The organism is Terrabacter terrae, assembly GCF_039529575.1.
Classification (GTDB): domain Bacteria; phylum Actinomycetota; class Actinomycetes; order Actinomycetales; family Dermatophilaceae; genus Terrabacter; species Terrabacter terrae.
The window spans coordinates 49,911-64,827 of sequence record NZ_BAAANB010000021.1; the positions used below are offsets into that span (position 1 = coordinate 49,911).

The following is a 14,917-nucleotide window of genomic DNA, read 5'->3' on the forward strand; positions in this document are numbered from 1 at the left end:
CGACGATCGAGAGCTGGGATCCATCCGTCGCTGACACTGCGGACCGGCCATCCGCGATCGAGTTCGACCCGCGGCTACTCAGAGACTCGTGCGACAAGTCGTGCGACCACTCCCGGCGAACCTCGGCGTGTTGCGGTGAGTCACAATCGCTCGCCGACATCGCGGCTTCCCGGTGACCCATCCCGGGGATGCCGAAACCGCAGGTCACGACGACGTGACCTGCGGTTCCGGGTTGTGGCCAGGGGCGGGTCGAACCGCCTCCCTTCCGGTATTCAGGGAGACGCATCGATGCAGGGCAGCGGCCGCTTGGCCGCGTCGTGCGATCCGGCGTGCGATACGCATCAGAACGTCCTCGTGCCGCCCACTGTGGGGCGCGATCCGAACCCGGAGCCGTTGGCCGACTGCCAAGATTCCAGAGGCCGAAGTGATGAAAGGGTCCCAGCTTCGGGACGAAGCCGTGTCCGTGAGCTGCTCCCAGACCACCGATGGGATGGCGGGAAGGTCGACCCGGGTTTGGATACGTTTCATGGTCGTGCTGGAGCGTGGCTGGCTCAGATCGTGGTGGGGCCGGAGACTGTGGGCTGCGGCTGTCTTACGCCTCTGATCAAGAGGTAACCGAGCAGTGCCACCTCGCCGATGATCTCCGGTAGGAGGAAGACCGCTGCCGACGTGTCAGCGAAAGACGGGGCGAGGAACCGAGTCAGCGCATCGATGACGTAGCAGACCGTGGCGAACATGAGCAGGAATGAGAGCCAGTTGGGGAACATGCCGGAGCGGTAGCCGAGGAGGCCGAGGGCGAAAAGCCAGAGCCAGGACAACTGGGCGATCAGGTAGCCGTAGTGCTGCAAGTCCATGAAGAGCAAGACCAGTGCGTGGGATCCATTGACGCCGAACGCGGTGACGTACGAGTCGTTGGTGGCGACTAGCAGGGCGCCGAGCTGGTTGAGCATGTTCAGGGAGGCGATAGCGACCGAGACCGACACGAAGACCACCAAGGCCCGCGCAATGCTTCGTCCCGCGTGAGCGAACAGCCGGTGGAGTACCACGGCCAACACGAGCCATACCAGGGCCTGAACCAGGTCCGCCACGAAGCTGGTCCGCACCAAGGGCGCATTCGCCACGATGTTCGTTGACGTCGTTGCGGCGTTCCCCGGCACGTACACCTTCACGCGTACGAACTGGGCGAAGGCGCCGAAGACCGCTATCACGAGATAGAGCAGGCCAGCCACCTTGGCGAGCCGTACAGGCGAAGCCGTTGGAGTGTCGAGCAGCACGTGGGGTTGGTGGTCCGGTACTGCTACGGCATCCGGTCGGCGATCCGCAGGCTCATTCGTTGATGCGGCCCGGTCCAGGGCGCTGGTGCCTTCGGCCGTGGTGGTCGCGGCTGTGTCGGGCAGCTCGACCCGCGCCCCGCGCCGCGGGCTCATCAGCCGCCGCTGACGGGGAGGTCAGCGGCTATGTCGATCCCGTACTTGCTCGGCTTGAACCCTTTGACGATGAGCCAGATGCCGAGGGTGAGCTCGAAGACGGCGACGGGCAGCCCTGCGAAGAGGGCGATCGGCGAAAGGTTGGTATAGACGCCGAAGAAGATCGCGAGGTCGGAGATGAGCAGCAGCGGGGCGCCGACGAAGGCGATGATCGGCAGGAAGCGCGGGACCAGCCGGGACCGGTACAGCACGTAGCCCAGGAGCAGGTCGCAGAAGACGGGCATGAGGCTCTGGGAGAGCAGGAACGTCCAGGTGTAGGAGGCGAGCAGGCTGTGGCCGGTCGTGACGAGAGATGCGGGGTTCGCACCCGCGGTTCCCGCGACGTCGGTGCGTAGGGTGAAGATCGTCAGCATGCTGACGACGCCGGTGAAGATGAGGCTGGTCTCCACGACTCGCGCGGTGACGAAGCCGAGGGCGGCGGTCTGGCTGACCCGTCTGGCGACCGGGTAGAGCACCACGGCGGTGCCGATCCCGGCGAGGCCGACGACGACCTCGGAGAGGGCGCCCCACAGGACGCCGGCGTCGCTGCCCGCGCCGAGGACGAAGGTGCCGACGTTGTCCTTCACCGGTTTGTAGAGCGCGAGCGTCGGGATCGACACGAACGTGACCAGGTACAGCACCCCGGCGGTCAGGGAGATCCTTCTCATCGGGTCCATCCGTCGGTGCGCAGTGGTGGGTCCCGGGGCCATGGTGGAGCCGGGGCTGTGCGTGGCAGCGGTCATGGCGTGCTCCTTGTGGGTCGGGTGGTCGGGGGTGCCGGGCGTGGTTGCCTCGCCGGGCAGAGCGCTCATGAGACGACCGGCGCTGGCGTCCGCGGGGTCGTGTCGGAGGCGGTGGCGGGTTCGGTGCCGCCCAGGTCGAGCCGGAACGGCGGGTAGACGTCGGTCATGAGGCTGGTGTAGGCGGCGACGCGGAAGACCCAGCGGTTCATTCCGAGCACGAAGTCGAACAGGCCGCGCGGGTAGCGGTCGGCGAACAGCAGGACGAGCCCGGCGATCAGGACGAGCAGACCGATCAGGCCGGAGCCGTACAGCCACGCGTTGCCGTGGTTGTCGCCCTGGCTGACCTGGTTGTAGCCGCCGAACGCGGCACCGGTGAAGACTCCGATGATCAGGTACTGCGGCAGCGCGAGCAGCCACCACTTCACGAGCACGAGCCCCCGCGAGAGCGAGGCCGGGTAGTCCACCTCGAGCCGTGCCGGGTAGTCCGGGACGTCCTTGAGGGTGAACGGAGGGTACTGGTCGGTGCCCAGGGCGCCGTAGGAGTAGAAGCCCACGCGCCAGGACCAGCGCAGGACGCCGACATTGAAGGTGAACAACCCCGCCGGGTAGCGGCCGGTGAACAGGATCGCGAAGAACGCGATCACGCTCACCACCGCGAACGCCAGCCACAGGAACACCAGCACGACGAAGTGCGGTATCGCGAGCAGCCACTTGACCAGCCAGAGGCCGCGGCTCAGCGTCGGGGCCAGCTCACCGGTGAGGCGAAGAGGGTAGGGGCTTGGTTCGGTGTCCATGGTGGTCCTCTCTGTCGCGCGGTCGCGACGGTGGCTGGAGGGGGCGCCTCGAGGGTCGGCATGGCTCCTGGATCTGACGGCTTCTCGCTCCAGCGTCGTCAGTCGGCTCCTTTGGCTGCCCCAGTGCTGGTGCTCTCGACGGTACGCACGCACATCGAAACGTGCATTCGATTACTAGAATCCGTTTGCTATACTGCGCGTATGGGTGCAGAGTGGAGCTTCCTGACGAACCATGCCCGGGTTCTGGTCTGCATCGCTCACGACCCGGGTTTGCGGCTACGGGACATCGGCGAGGTGCTCAGGCTCACCGAGCGAACGGTGTTCGGCATCGTCACCGATCTGACGGCCGCGGGGTATGTCGTCAAGGACAGGGATGGCCGGCGTAACCGCTACCGGATCCAGCATCATCTGCCGCTGCGGCAACCCCTAGGCCGTGAGGCGACGATTGGCGAGCTACTCGCCCTGCTCGTGGCCTCGAACTGACGCGATACCGGCGCGTTCTACGCCGAGTGGTGCCGGGTCCGGGAAGTGGCTCGATGCCCTTCGCTGCTTTGTCCGCGGATGCTGCCATGTCCCGTTCAGCGCGACGTGCGGCGACGTACCGTCGAAGATGACGGAACGTGCTCCTGCCGCAAACAGAGCGGTGCTCGCGCTGCGCCACATGCGGTAGGAGGCGCCATGGCCACCACACCCACCCTGCCCGGGCAGGTCCGTCCGGACGACGGTTCGCAGCCGGAACCGCGAGGCCACATCGGCCGGGTCGTGGCCGGGTCACTGGCGACAGGGCTCATCGCCGCCGTCCTGCTGGCCCTCGCTCCGTTCGTCCCGCCCGACGAGGACCACGTGACGGGGGCAGCCCTCTGTGGGTTCGCGGTGGGATGGGCGACATTGGCGGTCCTCTCCACGCGGTACACCGAACAACCGCAGCGATGGGCGGTAGTGCCTGCCCTGGTCATGGGCGTGAGCGGTCTTCTCGTGATCGCGTTCGGCGACTCCTCACGCACGCTGCTGAACTGGATCTGGCCCCCGATGCTGCTGGCACTGGTGATCTGGATCTTCATCCAGGCGCGTCGACAGCTGCACAGCAGCACCCGGTTCTGGCTGCTCTACCCGGTGTTGGCGGTGTTGGCTCTGGCCGCCGTCGGCGGCGGCTACGAGACCGTTCGGGAGCAGGCAGACACCACGGCATACCCGATGGCGGGTCAAATGGTCGACGTGGGCGGACACAGCCTGCACCTGCGCTGCTCCGGCTCCGGTAGCCCGACCGTCGTGCTGCAACCCGGCGGAGGCGACTTCTCGTCGGTGTGGGCGCGGATAGCGCCCGCGGTGGCCGCCCACACCCGGGTCTGCGTCTACGACCGTCCGGGTCGCGGCTGGAGCGAGCCGGCAGACAGCCCCCAGGACGCCACCCAGGTCACCACCGACCTTCACGCCCTGCTGCAACGCGCCCACGTCCCAGGACCGTACGTCCTGGCCGGTCACTCCTTCGGCGGCCTCTACGTCCTGACCCACGCCGCCCGGTATCCCGACGACGTCGCCGGCATGGTGCTGATCGACTCCACCAACCCCGCCACCCAGGCGGTGCCGGCCAACGCCAAGGCGTACGACACCAGCTCCTACGACGCCGCCACGTCCCGTGTCGCAGCCCTCACGGCCGCGGCCGCGCGAGTCGGCGTAGTGCGCCTGATCGGAAGCTTCGGCTACGGCGATCTACCCCCGCAGCCGCGTGACGAGATCCGCGCCAAGACCGCAACCGCCGACTACGCCGCCGGCTGGATCGACGAGTTCGTCCAGGCCAACGCCTCAGGAGCAGAAGCGGTCATGCTGACCGGCCTCGGCGCCAAACCGCTCGTCGTGCTCACCGCCGGCGCCGAGACCGACGCCACCCACAACGCCGCTCAGAAGAAGCTGGCCACCTTGTCGAGCGACAGTTCTCACCGCGTGGTCCGGGGCGCCAGCCACATCGGTCTCATCACCAACGAGCAGTACGCCCAAGGCACCACCCAAGCCATCCTCGATGTCGTTTCCTCGGCCCAGAACCACCTGCCACTTGCGAAGTGACCACCGCCGCAAGCGAGCCCATCTTTTCCTGTCGGCTCCCGCTGAGCCATGGAGACCGCGGCCGGACAGCATCACGTGCAGCCGTCTTATCGGTCCGAAGCGCAGGGCCGCCGTTGACGTGCGTCGAACCCAGCGACGTACTCGGAGCCGACGGTGACCGAGCCCTCCCCGACTGCCCCGGCGACGCGCTTGACGGAGCCGAACCGCACATCACCGGCCGCCAACACGCCGGGCAGGCTCCTCTCGAAGGGCAACGGTAGGCGCAGCAGCGGCCACGCGCCCTCGGGAAGGTGGCGGCCGGTCAGGAGGAATCCCCGCTCACCCATGGCGACGAGGCCGGTGAGCCGCGACGACCTCCCGCCCCCGTCGAGCGAGTCCGATACCCCAGACGAGACGCGTAGGACCACCACCGATGACCACGATTCTCACATCGACCACCCCTTCCGCTTCTTCTTCACCGCGAGCTGACGCTGAGCCGCCGCACGCCCCCGACATCCGTGAGCGTCAGCCAGGCGACGACCGTCATATTCCGGCCGGTCGTGCCAGCCCGGCCATCGCGGGTGGCATGGGGTACGTCTCTAGGCATGGAGCCCATCCCGGAGACACATGAGGCGCTCGAGGAGCTGGAGCGGTACGGCGACGTCGAACTACGCGGAGACTTGCAGCGCCTGACCCAGCAGGCCAAGGAGCGTGTCCCGGAGCTGGTCGGAATCAGTCTCGGCCTGGTCACCGAGGGCTTGGTGCTGACCTACGTGGCCAGCGACGTCGACATCGCGGCGCTCGACGCCGTCCAGTACGCCGATGACGGCCCGTGCCTGGAAGCCGTTCGACAGGCCGCCACGGTACAGACGGACACCGAAGCCCTGCTGGACGAGGGCAGGTGGCAGCTGTTCGCGCAGGCCAGCGCTGCGGCGGGGATCCGCAGCAGCCTGTCGATGCCGTTCCGCCGGCGGGGCGTGGTGACCGGCGGGGTGAACCTGTACGGCGCCGGGCGCGACTCCTTCGAAGGGCATGTGGAGCAACTGGCCGAGTTGTTCGGTGCGTGGGCTCCGGGAGCAGTGGCGAACGCGGACCTGTCGTTCGCGACCCGGCTGGAGGCGGTGAAGAGCCCTCAGCGGCTCAGGGGGCAGGCGTACCTCGACCAGGCCATCGGTTTCTTGGTCGCGGCGCGCGGCCTTCAGCCGCAAGCGGCCGAGGAGAGCATCCAGGCAGCGGCAGCCCGGGCCGGGGTGGCCGTCCACGTGCTCGCGCGCGCCTTGGTGGAGGCTCTGGGCCCGCACGGCTGATGGAGAGAACAGATGCCGCGAGCCGGGTCGCCGGTCCACCGCTCCCGCCGTGGTGAAGCGCCGATACGCGCTCGGACGTTACGGGGCGCAGCCGGTGGGTACCCATTGGGCATCGTCGAACCACCGGCGGGATTGACGTTGGCTCGAGGTGCGCCGTGGATCAGCCGATTTTCCGAGGAACACACGCGGCCCCGGGGGTGGCAGGTCCGCCACGGCGGACGAGCCAGCAAACGACCGTGGAGCCAGCCGAGGGGAGTCCTGATCCGGAGCAGTCCGATGCCGGATCGGCTGTTTTCGCTGCGGGCCGCCCGCTGGCTTCGGCGGTGCCGCGCCCTGCGCGGCGCCGAGTTCGGCCGCCGTGGCGACGGCCTCCCCGCCCAGAAGCCACCGCCTCGGCGTTCGAGTGGCGCCGCGGTGGCGAGTTCACGGTCGGTGCCGAGGACGAGTTGATGTTGGTGGACGACGACGGCCACCTGTTGGGGGCGGCCGCCGCTTCGGTGCTGGCCGACCTGTGCGCCGGCCGCCAACCCGATGGTGGCGTCACCGGTGAGATCTTCGTCGACCAGGTCGAGCTCAACACGACGGTGTGCCAAGACGGTGAGGACCTCGCCGCGGCACTGCGCGGCCTGCGCCGGTGGTTGACCGCCAACGGCGCCCGGCCGATGGCCGTCGGGGTCCACCCCGACGCTCCGTTCGGGACGGCGCACATGGCGTCCTCCGCCCGCTACGACTGGATCTTGACGGAGATGGCGGGCCTGTTCCGCACCCCCACGGCGGCGCTGCAGATCCACGTCGCGCTGCCCGACACGCAGACCGCCATGCTCGCCTATCGCGGGCTACGCAACCGGCTGTGCCTGCTGCGTGCCCTGTCGGCGAGCTCGCCGTTCTGGCACGGGCAGGACTCCGGGCTCGCCTCCGCTCGGTCGGCGATCACCCGCTCCTACCCGCGGACCACGGTCCCGCCGGCCCTGCGGTCCTGGGAGGAGTACGTGACGACGAGCGAGCGGATCGTCACGGCCGCAGGGATCCCCGACTACACGTACGTCTGGTGGGACCTGCGCCCCCAGCCCCGGCTCGGCACCCTCGAGGTCCGCGTCATGGACACCCAGACCTCACTCGCTCGGGTGGCCGGCCTGGCCGCGCTCATCCAGGGCCTGGTCCGCCACACCGTGCAGGCCCCGGACACCGTGGACCTTCCCGACGACGTCCTGGCCGCCAACGACTACCGCGCCTGCCGGCACGGGCTCGACACCGCCGTCGTCGACACCGACGGCGCCAGCAGGCCGTTGCGCGAGGTCGCCGTGCGCACCCTTGCCGAGGCCCGCAGCGCACTGGCCCCGGAGGGGCTGGACCGCCCCCTGGACGTGGTCGAGTCGATGCTCGTGAGCCCGCCGGAGCCGGACCGGCAACGCCAGCTGTACCGGCAACACGGCATGCCGGCCCTGCTGGCCGACCTCGTCACCCGCACGACCAACCAGGACGGATGAGCCGATGTACGCAGACCACCTCACGCAACCTTGGCTCGACTGCCTCACCGCGAAGATCCCGGACATCCAGGTCTTCGACGCGCACACCCACCTCGGCGGCAACGATCCCAGCGGCTTCGCCGCCGGCCTCGATGAGCTGCTGGACGCGTTGGACGCCGTGGACGGACGGGCGGCCGTGTTCCCGCTGGCCGAACCGGCGGGCTACCGGGACGCGAACCTCGCCTGCGCCAAGGCCGCGGAGAGCTCACCCCAGCGGCTGGTCGCGTTCGCCCGGATCACCCCCGAGGAGCGTCCCACCGAGCTGCTCAAGGAGGCCCTGGCCGCCGGCGCGCGCGGCGTCAAGCTCCACCTCTCCAGCGACGACTTCAGCCTGGCCGACCCGCGGCTGGAGAATGTGTACGAGATCGCGCACGAGCGCCATCTGCCGGTGATCGTGCACGCCGGGCCCGAGCTGCCCACCCTCGGGGAGGACCCGCTGCGCGTCTGCGCGCGCTGGCCCGGGCTGCGTCTCATCCTGGCCCACTGTGCCCTCACCGACCTGGACCGCCTGAGCTACCAGTTCGCGGACACCCCGAACCTGTTCGTCGACACCTCATGGTGGACGCCAGCCAACGTGCTGGCGGCGATGAAGCTGGTCCCTCCCGGCCGCATCCTCAACGCCAGCGACCTGCCGTACTGCAGCCCGGCGCACGCGACCTTCAAGACCATCCGGTGCGCCTGGCAGGTCGGCCTGAAGCCGGACCAGATCGCCTCGGTCATCGGTGGCCAGTTCGCCCGGCTCATCGACGGCGCCACACCCCTGGACCTCGGCCCACCCCCAGCCGGGGAGCGGGCCCCGATCGGGCCGTCGCTGGAGACCGTGGCGACCAACCTGCTCGCCGCGCTGGAGTCCACCCAGCGCGGCGAGGACCCCGGCGTGTGCCTGACCGTCGCAAGGCATGCCTGTACCGTCCGGGACGACGACCCGCAGGCCCCCGCCCTCGCCTCGGTGGTCCAGCTGCTCGACCTCTACGAGGAGCACCAGAGCCGGATCCCGAAACGCAACCAGTTCAGCCCCGGATGGGACCTCATCTCAGCAGCAGCGTTCATCGCCCGCACCCCGGCTGCGCCACTGCCCTGAGGAGACGGTCCGATTCAGCCTGCAGATGCCTCCTCGGAGACGCAGGCAGCCAAGACGCAGACCAACCCTCTCGTCCCTCGGCTGCGGCGCGTCGGCGCTGGACTGGCCCGACTCCGAACGGCGGCGCGGGGGTGCGTGGCCCTTGAGAGATCTGTCCGGCTGACCTGCCCTGCCGTGCTCAACCTCAAAGACGGGTGAGGCTGGGTACGGGTCGCCCGACCCCGACGCGAACGACAGCAGGAGGTGCCACGATGCGGCGACTCGCCCAGGCACAGGGAGTGTTCAACGTCGTCAGCGGCGTCTGGCCGCTGGTGAGCATGCGGACGTTCGAGGCGGTCTACGGGCCGAAGAACGACCGCTGGCTCGTCCACACGGTCGCGGGCCTGCTGACGACGGTCGGCTGCGCCCAGCTGCTGAGCCGGAACCCGGTACAGCTGCGCGTCGCGCGGGTGGTCGGCATCGGCACCGCCGCCACACTGCTGACGATCGATGCGGTCTACGTGCCCAAGCGGCGGATCAGCCGGATGTACCTGCAGGACGCCGTGTGCGAACTGGGCTGGCTGGCGGGCTGGGCCTGGGTGTCGCGGCCACGCCGAGCCGGGCGCGCCTGACGCCCGGGAGGATGACATGGAGGTGCTCACTCCTCCCTCCGTCTGGCACCGACGGGCGCCTGAATCCCCTCGACGTCTGTGCTCTCCGTGGAGGCCGAGTCGTCTCCCAGCCGGCCAGACAAGTCCGAAGAAGGGCGTTGCCCGGCGGCTCCGCACGAGCAGTGTTCAACCTGCCCCCCACGTTCCTGAAGCAGCGGTAGAGGCCCGGCACTTGCGCTGCGCCACCCTAAATCGCGACCGCCATCACCGCGACGACCAGCACGGTAGCGCCCGATTCCACCACACCCTGCGCCACATGCCAGACCCCCTGTCCCTAGCGAGCGTCCTGTTTCGATGCGAGAGGCGGCTGGATCCGGCCTTCCGCTATAGCCGCCGAGCGGCCGCTGGCGACGCTTCTGCCTGAGTGCCGGCCACTCGCGGTGGAAGCGTGGCCAGTGCCCCCGACCCGCGGGTGATGGGTCGAGGGCCGGGCAAGGATGGCGTCAGGCGCGCTGGCCGCCGGTGTTGGTGGTGATGGTCTTGAGGTCCTTGCTGACCTCGAGCATGAGGTTCGCCCCGGCCTTGGTGCCGAAGACGTCGTAGGAGCCGTCGGGATCCTTGCGCAGGGAGGTCACCGTTACGGCGGAGTCGTGAGCCTTCACCGCGGCGGTGACCGTGGTGAGCTCGGTGGCGCTGACGGGGGTGTCGTTGTTGCCGCCGCCGTGGTGGCCGCCGCCGCCGTGTCCCCCGGGTCCGCCGTGGCCGCCGGTGTTGGCGGTGATGGTCTTGAGGTCCTTGCTGACCTCGAGCATGACGTTCGCCCCGGACTTGGTACCGAAGACGTCGTAGGAGCCGTCGGGGTCCTTGCGCACGGAGGTGACGGTCACGGCGGAGTCGTGGGCCTTGACCGCGGCGGTCACGGTGGACAGCTCGGAGCCGATGACCGGGGTGTCGTTGGTGGGGTTCGCCGACCCGTTCTGCGAGGCACCCGAGGTTGCGGTGGCCGGGGCGGGGCTGGGCGTTGTGGCGGCGTTCGAGAGGGCGGCGCCCGTTCCGATCAAGCCGGCTGCGGCTACAGCCGCCGCGATGCCGCTGAGGAGCTTGTTGCTGCGCATGCTGATTCCTGTCATCAGATGGGTGGCGGCCGGAGTCGACCGTTGACCAGAGACTCGCGTCGTCGCCTATCGCGAGGCTGTGTCGGGATTGGCAGGTTCATGTGGGTTCGTCTTCTGCTGCGGCATGGCGATCCAACCGTCGGAATGCCGGGATTGCGGGCGTCACAGTCGGTGCACAGCAGTGCTCAGAGGCAGCCACAGCCGTCCCGGGCAGCGTCTTGCTGACGGCTCGGCTAGTGGACGCCCGGCAAACGACCGGACGCCGTCCGAGCCCCGAGAAACGAGGTGTCGCCGTGAATGGCCTCCTGTTCACAGCGGTTGCGCCGCTGGGCCCATTCGCCCTGCTGCTGCTCATGGGCGTCGCCTTCGCCGAGACCGGATTCTTGGCCGGGTTCCTTCTGCCGGCGGACACGGTGGTGGTCGGCGCTGGCGTTCTCGTCGCGGCCGGCGCTCTCCAGCTGCCTATGTGGCTCTCCCTGATCGGACTGGCGTGCGCCGCGGCCGCCGGTGGGCAGCTGGGATACCTGGTCGGGCGTCGTCTGAGCCGGCGGCTGCCGCAAGGACGTGAATCGAGACTGGTCTCGCCGCAGCGCCTCGCGGCGGCCCAGTCGCTCTTCGACAGGTACGGGGTCAGAGCTATCCTCCTGTCTCGGTTCGTGCCGCTGGCCCGCACCCTCACTCCCGTCCTTGCCGGCGTCGCTGGGATGGACCGTCGGCGTTTCCTGCTGCACAACGTGATCGGGGCGGGGGCGTGGGCTGCAGCGATGTTTGGGGGCGGGTATTGGTTCGGTGCCATGCCGGCCGTCTCGGGCCACTTGGACGTGATCCTGCTCTGCATAGCCGCCGCCTCGATCCTGCCCGGCTTGGCGATGCTGCTGCGCACCCGGGTGGCACGGGCTCCGTCGGCCTGAGGCCACGTCTCTAGTGGCAGCGCCCCCCGCTACGACGTCGCACGAGGACGCGCCGCACCGACGACCGCGTCGGACCCGTCCGATCCGCGAGCGCTGGCTGGCTGGCTTCATGCCAACATCCGGAGAGCGGTCGCGGCCAAGCCCTCAGAAAGACCTCATGTACTCCGTCATGGAGGCTAGCCTCGCGGGCATGACCCAATCTCGCGCCAGGTCCCACCGAGTGCGGGACATCGCCGAGCAGTCAGGGCTCTCGGAGGCGACGATCGACCGGGTGCTGCACGGCCGTCCAGGGGCGAGCGCCCGGGCGGTGCGCGCCGTCGAGCAGGCCGTGCTCGACCTCGACCGCCAGCAGAGCCAGCTGCGCCTCGCCGCTCGCACGCTGCTGCTCGACGTCGTCATCCAGGCCCCGTCGCGGTTCAGCACCGCTGTGAGGTCAGCACTCGAGGACGAGCTCCCCGCGCTGCGCCCAGCCGCCGTCCGGGCGCGCTTCCACCTGCGCGAGAACGCCGATGTCGCCGCCGCGGTGGAGGTGCTCGACGGACTGGGCCGGCGCGGACGCGTCTGCCACGGCGTGGTGCTCAAGGCGCCTGACGACCCCGCCGTCGCGTCTGCCGTCGACCGGCTGGCCGCCCGCGGCATCCCCGTCGTCACCCTCGTCACCGACGTCCGCGACAGCGCGAGGGTGGCCTACGTCGGACTGGACAACGCCGCGGCCGGGGCCACGGCCGCCTATCTCGTGACGCAGGTCCTCGGCGACCGGCCAGGAGACGTGCTGCTCACCTTGAGCCGGTCGTTCTTCTTCGGTGAGCAAGAGCGGGCGGAGGCCTTCACCTCGGCGCTGTCGCGCCTCGCGCCCGGTCGGCTCATCCACAGGATCACCGACAGCGACGGCCTCGACGCAACGATGGGAGCGCTGGTGGCCGACCTGGTCACCGAGCAGCCGCGCGTCGCCGCGGTCTACTCGGTGGGGGGTGGCAATCGCGCCATCTCCCGGGCCCTCACGGACGCGGGCCTTCCTCCCCGGGTCTTCATCGGACACGACCTCGACGAGGACAACCTGGAACTGCTGCGCTCCGGAGTGCTCACCGCCGTGCTCGACCATGATCTCCACGCCGACATGCGCAACGGCGTGCGTCAGCTGATGCGAGCGCACCGGCTGGTGCCCGGTGCGCCCACGTCCGTCGCGGCCAACGTCGAGCTCGTCACGGCATACAACATTCCCCCGCGGATCCACGCCCACTGAGGGGGAAGCCGGAGGCATTCTCGAGCCGTGAGGGGTTTTTGAGGGTTTGTTCGGCGCCATGACGGCGTGGTTGCCCTCAGGCTGAGGTGACCGACGTGGACCACGACGTCCCCGGGCGCAGCCGCGGCCCGGAAGCGCCGTCTCGGCGCCACCAGCCCATCTCGAGGAGAACTCATGCGCCTTGGCCTGATCGGACTCGGCCGGATCGGGTCGTTCCACGCCGCCACCCTCTCCCGGCTGCCCGCCGTCGACTCCCTCGTGGTGACGGACGTCGTCCCAGCGGCGACACGGGCCGTCGCCGAGCGCGTGGGTGCCGAGCAGGCCGACTCGCCAGAGAGCCTCCTGGGGAGCGGCATCGAGGCCCTCGTCATCGCTGCCGCCACGAACGCCCACACCCAGCTCATCAGGGCCGGCGTCGACGCCGGACTGCCGGTCTTCTGTGAGAAGCCGCTGTCCGCTGACCTCGCCGAAGCCGCCGCCATCGCTCAGTACGTGACGGACAGCGGTGTCCCGGTGCAGGTCGGCTACCCGCGCCGCTTCGACCCGGCCTTCAGCGCCGCCCGTGCGGCTGTGGAGTCGGGGGAGCTCGGCTGGGTCCACACGGTGCGCTCGACCACCCTCGACCCAGCGCCCGCGCCACGCGAGTACATCGCAGCCTCCGGTGGAATCTTCCGGGACTGCAGCGTGCACGACTTCGACACCGTCCGGTGGGTCACCGGCCGCGAGGTCGTCGAGGTCTACGCCACAGGCAGCGCACGGGGCGAGGACTTCTTCGCCGAGCTCGGTGACGTGACAACAGCGGCCACTGTGCTGACCTTCGACGACGGCGCGACCGCGGTTGTCTCGAACAGCCGCTACAACCCGCGTGGTTATGACGTCCGGCTCGAGCTGCACGGGACTGGCGACAGCGTCGCCGCCGGTTGGAGTGACACCACTCCGATACGCAACCTCGAACCCGGCTCAGCGTGGCCCTCCGGGCCACCCGCCACGTTCTTCATGGACCGGCTCGGCGCCGCCTTCGAGGCCGAGCTGCAGGCCTTCACCGACGTGGTTGCCGGGCGACGCGAGTCGCCATGCGACGTCGACGACGCCCTGGCCGTCGCCCACATCGCCGAAGCTGCAGGACTGTCCCTGGCAGAGCATCGTCCGGTGCGGCTCGACGAGATCCGGCACCCATGACGGCTGCGGCGCCCCAAGAGTCCGACCTGCTGCTCGCCACCTGCTGGACCAGCGCAGGGGATGCAGCGTCGGACCGGTCCGACCTGCGCAGCCAGCTGAGCCTGCGCGAACGGATCGAAGCCGCCTCAGCGGCCGGCTTCCGCGGTTTCGGGCTGCTCTCCGACGACCTCCCGGCGGCCGTTGCGACCTACCGCCTTCAAGGCATCCGCGCCTTGCTCGCCGACAACGGGATCTCCCACCTGGAGCTGGAGGGCATCCCGTACTGGTGGGACGACGGCCCCCATCGCGAGGAGTCGGATCGACTCCGCCATGAGCTCCTGGAGGCTGCGGAGGCGCTCGGCGCACGACACCTCAAGGTCACTCCGGATGGCGACGACGGCCCGTGGAACCGTGACCTGTGGACAGCTCGGTTCGCAGTACTGGCGGCCCAGGCCGCCGATGTCGGCGCACGCCTGGGCCTCGAGTTCTTCCCCTGGTCGAACATCAAGACGCTGCACGACGGTCTGCGGTTCGTCGCGGATGCGGGACACCAGGCAGGTGGCGTCATCATCGACACGTGGCACATCGCCCGGGCGCAGACACCCGCCTCCGAGCTCGCGGACGTCCCGCTGGACCGCATCGTCGGCGTGGAGCTCAACGACGCCGACGCGCAAGCCATCGGGACGCAGTTCGAGGACACCGTCCATCGCCGCCGCTACTGCGGGGAGGGCGTGTTCGACCTGACCGGCATGATCACGGCCCTGCGCGCGGCCGGGTGGAACGGGCCATGGGGGGTCGAAATCCTGTCCGACGAGCATCGAGCCCAGCCGGTCCGCGAGGCGCTCGCCCGCGCCGCCGCCAGCGCGCGCCACGTCCTGGAACGAGCCGACCAATGCGCAGTGCCGTGATGAGATGCGTCCCGGACAGTCACCGGCACAGGAAC

At 69.6% G+C, this 14,917-nt stretch carries 14 protein-coding genes; 10 read left to right on the plus strand and 4 right to left on the minus strand.

What is annotated here, in order from left to right; translation table 11 throughout:
- Positions 1 to 551: 551 nt before the first annotated feature.
- The 3 genes from ABD194_RS10315 to ABD194_RS10325 form a co-directional block, all read right to left on the minus strand.
- Entirely contained in the window at positions 552 to 1,427 is an 876-nt protein-coding gene (locus ABD194_RS10315; RefSeq protein WP_343990944.1) for a DUF4386 domain-containing protein, read from the minus strand.
- Positions 1,427 to 2,209 carry a DUF4386 domain-containing protein gene (locus tag ABD194_RS10320; protein ID WP_343990946.1) on the minus strand — a complete coding sequence of 261 codons (783 nt, stop codon included), beginning with the start codon at positions 2,207 to 2,209 and terminating at the stop codon, positions 1,427 to 1,429. Before ABD194_RS10320 ends, ABD194_RS10315 begins: the two co-directional genes overlap by 1 nt.
- A gap of 65 nt (positions 2,210 to 2,274) precedes the next feature.
- Positions 2,275 to 3,003, minus strand: a complete 729-nt coding sequence (locus ABD194_RS10325) for a DUF4389 domain-containing protein (RefSeq protein WP_343990948.1) — start codon at positions 3,001 to 3,003, stop codon at positions 2,275 to 2,277.
- Positions 3,004 to 3,204: 201 nt separating this feature from the next.
- Here ABD194_RS10325 and ABD194_RS10330 point away from each other — a divergent pair, with 201 nt between their 5' ends.
- The 6 genes from ABD194_RS10330 to ABD194_RS10355 all read left to right on the plus strand — a co-directional run bounded on the left by ABD194_RS10330 (position 3,205) and on the right by ABD194_RS10355 (position 9,568).
- The gene (locus ABD194_RS10330) at positions 3,205 to 3,486 is read left to right on the plus strand and encodes a helix-turn-helix transcriptional regulator (RefSeq protein WP_343990950.1); all 282 of its coding nucleotides are present in this window, start codon (positions 3,205 to 3,207) and stop codon (positions 3,484 to 3,486) included.
- Between the two features lie 195 nt (positions 3,487 to 3,681).
- Complete coding sequence (locus ABD194_RS10335; protein ID WP_343990952.1) at positions 3,682 to 5,064, plus strand: alpha/beta hydrolase; 1,383 nt, start codon at positions 3,682 to 3,684, stop codon at positions 5,062 to 5,064.
- Between the two features lie 584 nt (positions 5,065 to 5,648).
- The gene (locus tag ABD194_RS10340; RefSeq protein WP_343990954.1) at positions 5,649 to 6,350 is read left to right on the plus strand and encodes a GAF domain-containing protein; all 702 of its coding nucleotides are present in this window, start codon (positions 5,649 to 5,651) and stop codon (positions 6,348 to 6,350) included.
- 323 nt (positions 6,351 to 6,673) lie between these two features.
- Positions 6,674 to 7,837: a carboxylate-amine ligase gene (locus ABD194_RS10345; RefSeq protein WP_343990956.1), complete on the plus strand. Its 1,164-nt coding sequence runs from the start codon at positions 6,674 to 6,676 to the stop codon at positions 7,835 to 7,837.
- Between the two features lie 4 nt (positions 7,838 to 7,841).
- Positions 7,842 to 8,957, plus strand: a complete 1,116-nt coding sequence (locus ABD194_RS10350) for an amidohydrolase family protein (RefSeq protein WP_343990958.1) — start codon at positions 7,842 to 7,844, stop codon at positions 8,955 to 8,957.
- Between the two features lie 278 nt (positions 8,958 to 9,235).
- Positions 9,236 to 9,568, plus strand: coding sequence for a hypothetical protein (locus ABD194_RS10355; RefSeq protein WP_343990960.1), 333 nt, complete (start codon positions 9,236 to 9,238; stop codon positions 9,566 to 9,568).
- Positions 9,569 to 10,050: 482 nt separating this feature from the next.
- Here the strand turns inward: ABD194_RS10355 and ABD194_RS10360 are convergent, their stop codons facing one another.
- On the minus strand, positions 10,051 to 10,662 hold the full coding sequence (locus ABD194_RS10360) for a hypothetical protein (protein ID WP_343990962.1): 612 nt from the start codon (positions 10,660 to 10,662) through the stop codon (positions 10,051 to 10,053).
- A 293-nt stretch (positions 10,663 to 10,955) separates the two neighbouring features.
- Here ABD194_RS10360 and ABD194_RS10365 point away from each other — a divergent pair, with 293 nt between their 5' ends.
- From ABD194_RS10365 to ABD194_RS10380, 4 genes are all read left to right on the plus strand, one after another.
- Positions 10,956 to 11,573 (plus strand): DedA family protein, encoded by a 618-nt coding sequence (locus ABD194_RS10365; RefSeq protein WP_343990964.1) that lies wholly within the window; start codon positions 10,956 to 10,958, stop codon positions 11,571 to 11,573.
- A 190-nt stretch (positions 11,574 to 11,763) separates the two neighbouring features.
- Positions 11,764 to 12,816: a LacI family DNA-binding transcriptional regulator gene (locus ABD194_RS10370; RefSeq protein ID WP_343990966.1), complete on the plus strand. Its 1,053-nt coding sequence runs from the start codon at positions 11,764 to 11,766 to the stop codon at positions 12,814 to 12,816.
- Between the two features lie 174 nt (positions 12,817 to 12,990).
- Complete coding sequence (locus tag ABD194_RS10375; RefSeq protein ID WP_343990968.1) at positions 12,991 to 13,995, plus strand: Gfo/Idh/MocA family protein; 1,005 nt, start codon at positions 12,991 to 12,993, stop codon at positions 13,993 to 13,995.
- Positions 13,992 to 14,882: a sugar phosphate isomerase/epimerase family protein gene (locus ABD194_RS10380; protein ID WP_343990970.1), complete on the plus strand. Its 891-nt coding sequence runs from the start codon at positions 13,992 to 13,994 to the stop codon at positions 14,880 to 14,882. Before ABD194_RS10375 ends, ABD194_RS10380 begins: the two co-directional genes overlap by 4 nt.
- Positions 14,883 to 14,917: the final 35 nt, after the last annotated feature.

Excerpts from the sequence above, each read along its gene's own strand:
- ABD194_RS10315 (WP_343990944.1), bottom strand. The coding sequence starts at position 1,427 with ATGAGCCCGCGGCGCGGGGCGCGGGTCGAGCTGCCCGACACAGCCGCG.
- ABD194_RS10320 (WP_343990946.1), bottom strand. The coding sequence starts at position 2,209 with ATGACCGCTGCCACGCACAGCCCCGGCTCCACCATGGCCCCGGGACCC.
- ABD194_RS10325 (WP_343990948.1), bottom strand. The coding sequence starts at position 3,003 with ATGGACACCGAACCAAGCCCCTACCCTCTTCGCCTCACCGGTGAGCTG.
- ABD194_RS10330 (WP_343990950.1), top strand. The coding sequence starts at position 3,205 with ATGGGTGCAGAGTGGAGCTTCCTGACGAACCATGCCCGGGTTCTGGTC.
- ABD194_RS10335 (WP_343990952.1), top strand. The coding sequence starts at position 3,682 with ATGGCCACCACACCCACCCTGCCCGGGCAGGTCCGTCCGGACGACGGT.
- ABD194_RS10340 (WP_343990954.1), top strand. The coding sequence starts at position 5,649 with ATGGAGCCCATCCCGGAGACACATGAGGCGCTCGAGGAGCTGGAGCGG.
- ABD194_RS10350 (WP_343990958.1), top strand. The coding sequence starts at position 7,842 with ATGTACGCAGACCACCTCACGCAACCTTGGCTCGACTGCCTCACCGCG.
- ABD194_RS10360 (WP_343990962.1), bottom strand. The coding sequence starts at position 10,662 with ATGCGCAGCAACAAGCTCCTCAGCGGCATCGCGGCGGCTGTAGCCGCA.
- ABD194_RS10370 (WP_343990966.1), top strand. The coding sequence starts at position 11,764 with ATGACCCAATCTCGCGCCAGGTCCCACCGAGTGCGGGACATCGCCGAG.
- ABD194_RS10375 (WP_343990968.1), top strand. The coding sequence starts at position 12,991 with ATGCGCCTTGGCCTGATCGGACTCGGCCGGATCGGGTCGTTCCACGCC.
- ABD194_RS10380 (WP_343990970.1), top strand. The coding sequence starts at position 13,992 with ATGACGGCTGCGGCGCCCCAAGAGTCCGACCTGCTGCTCGCCACCTGC.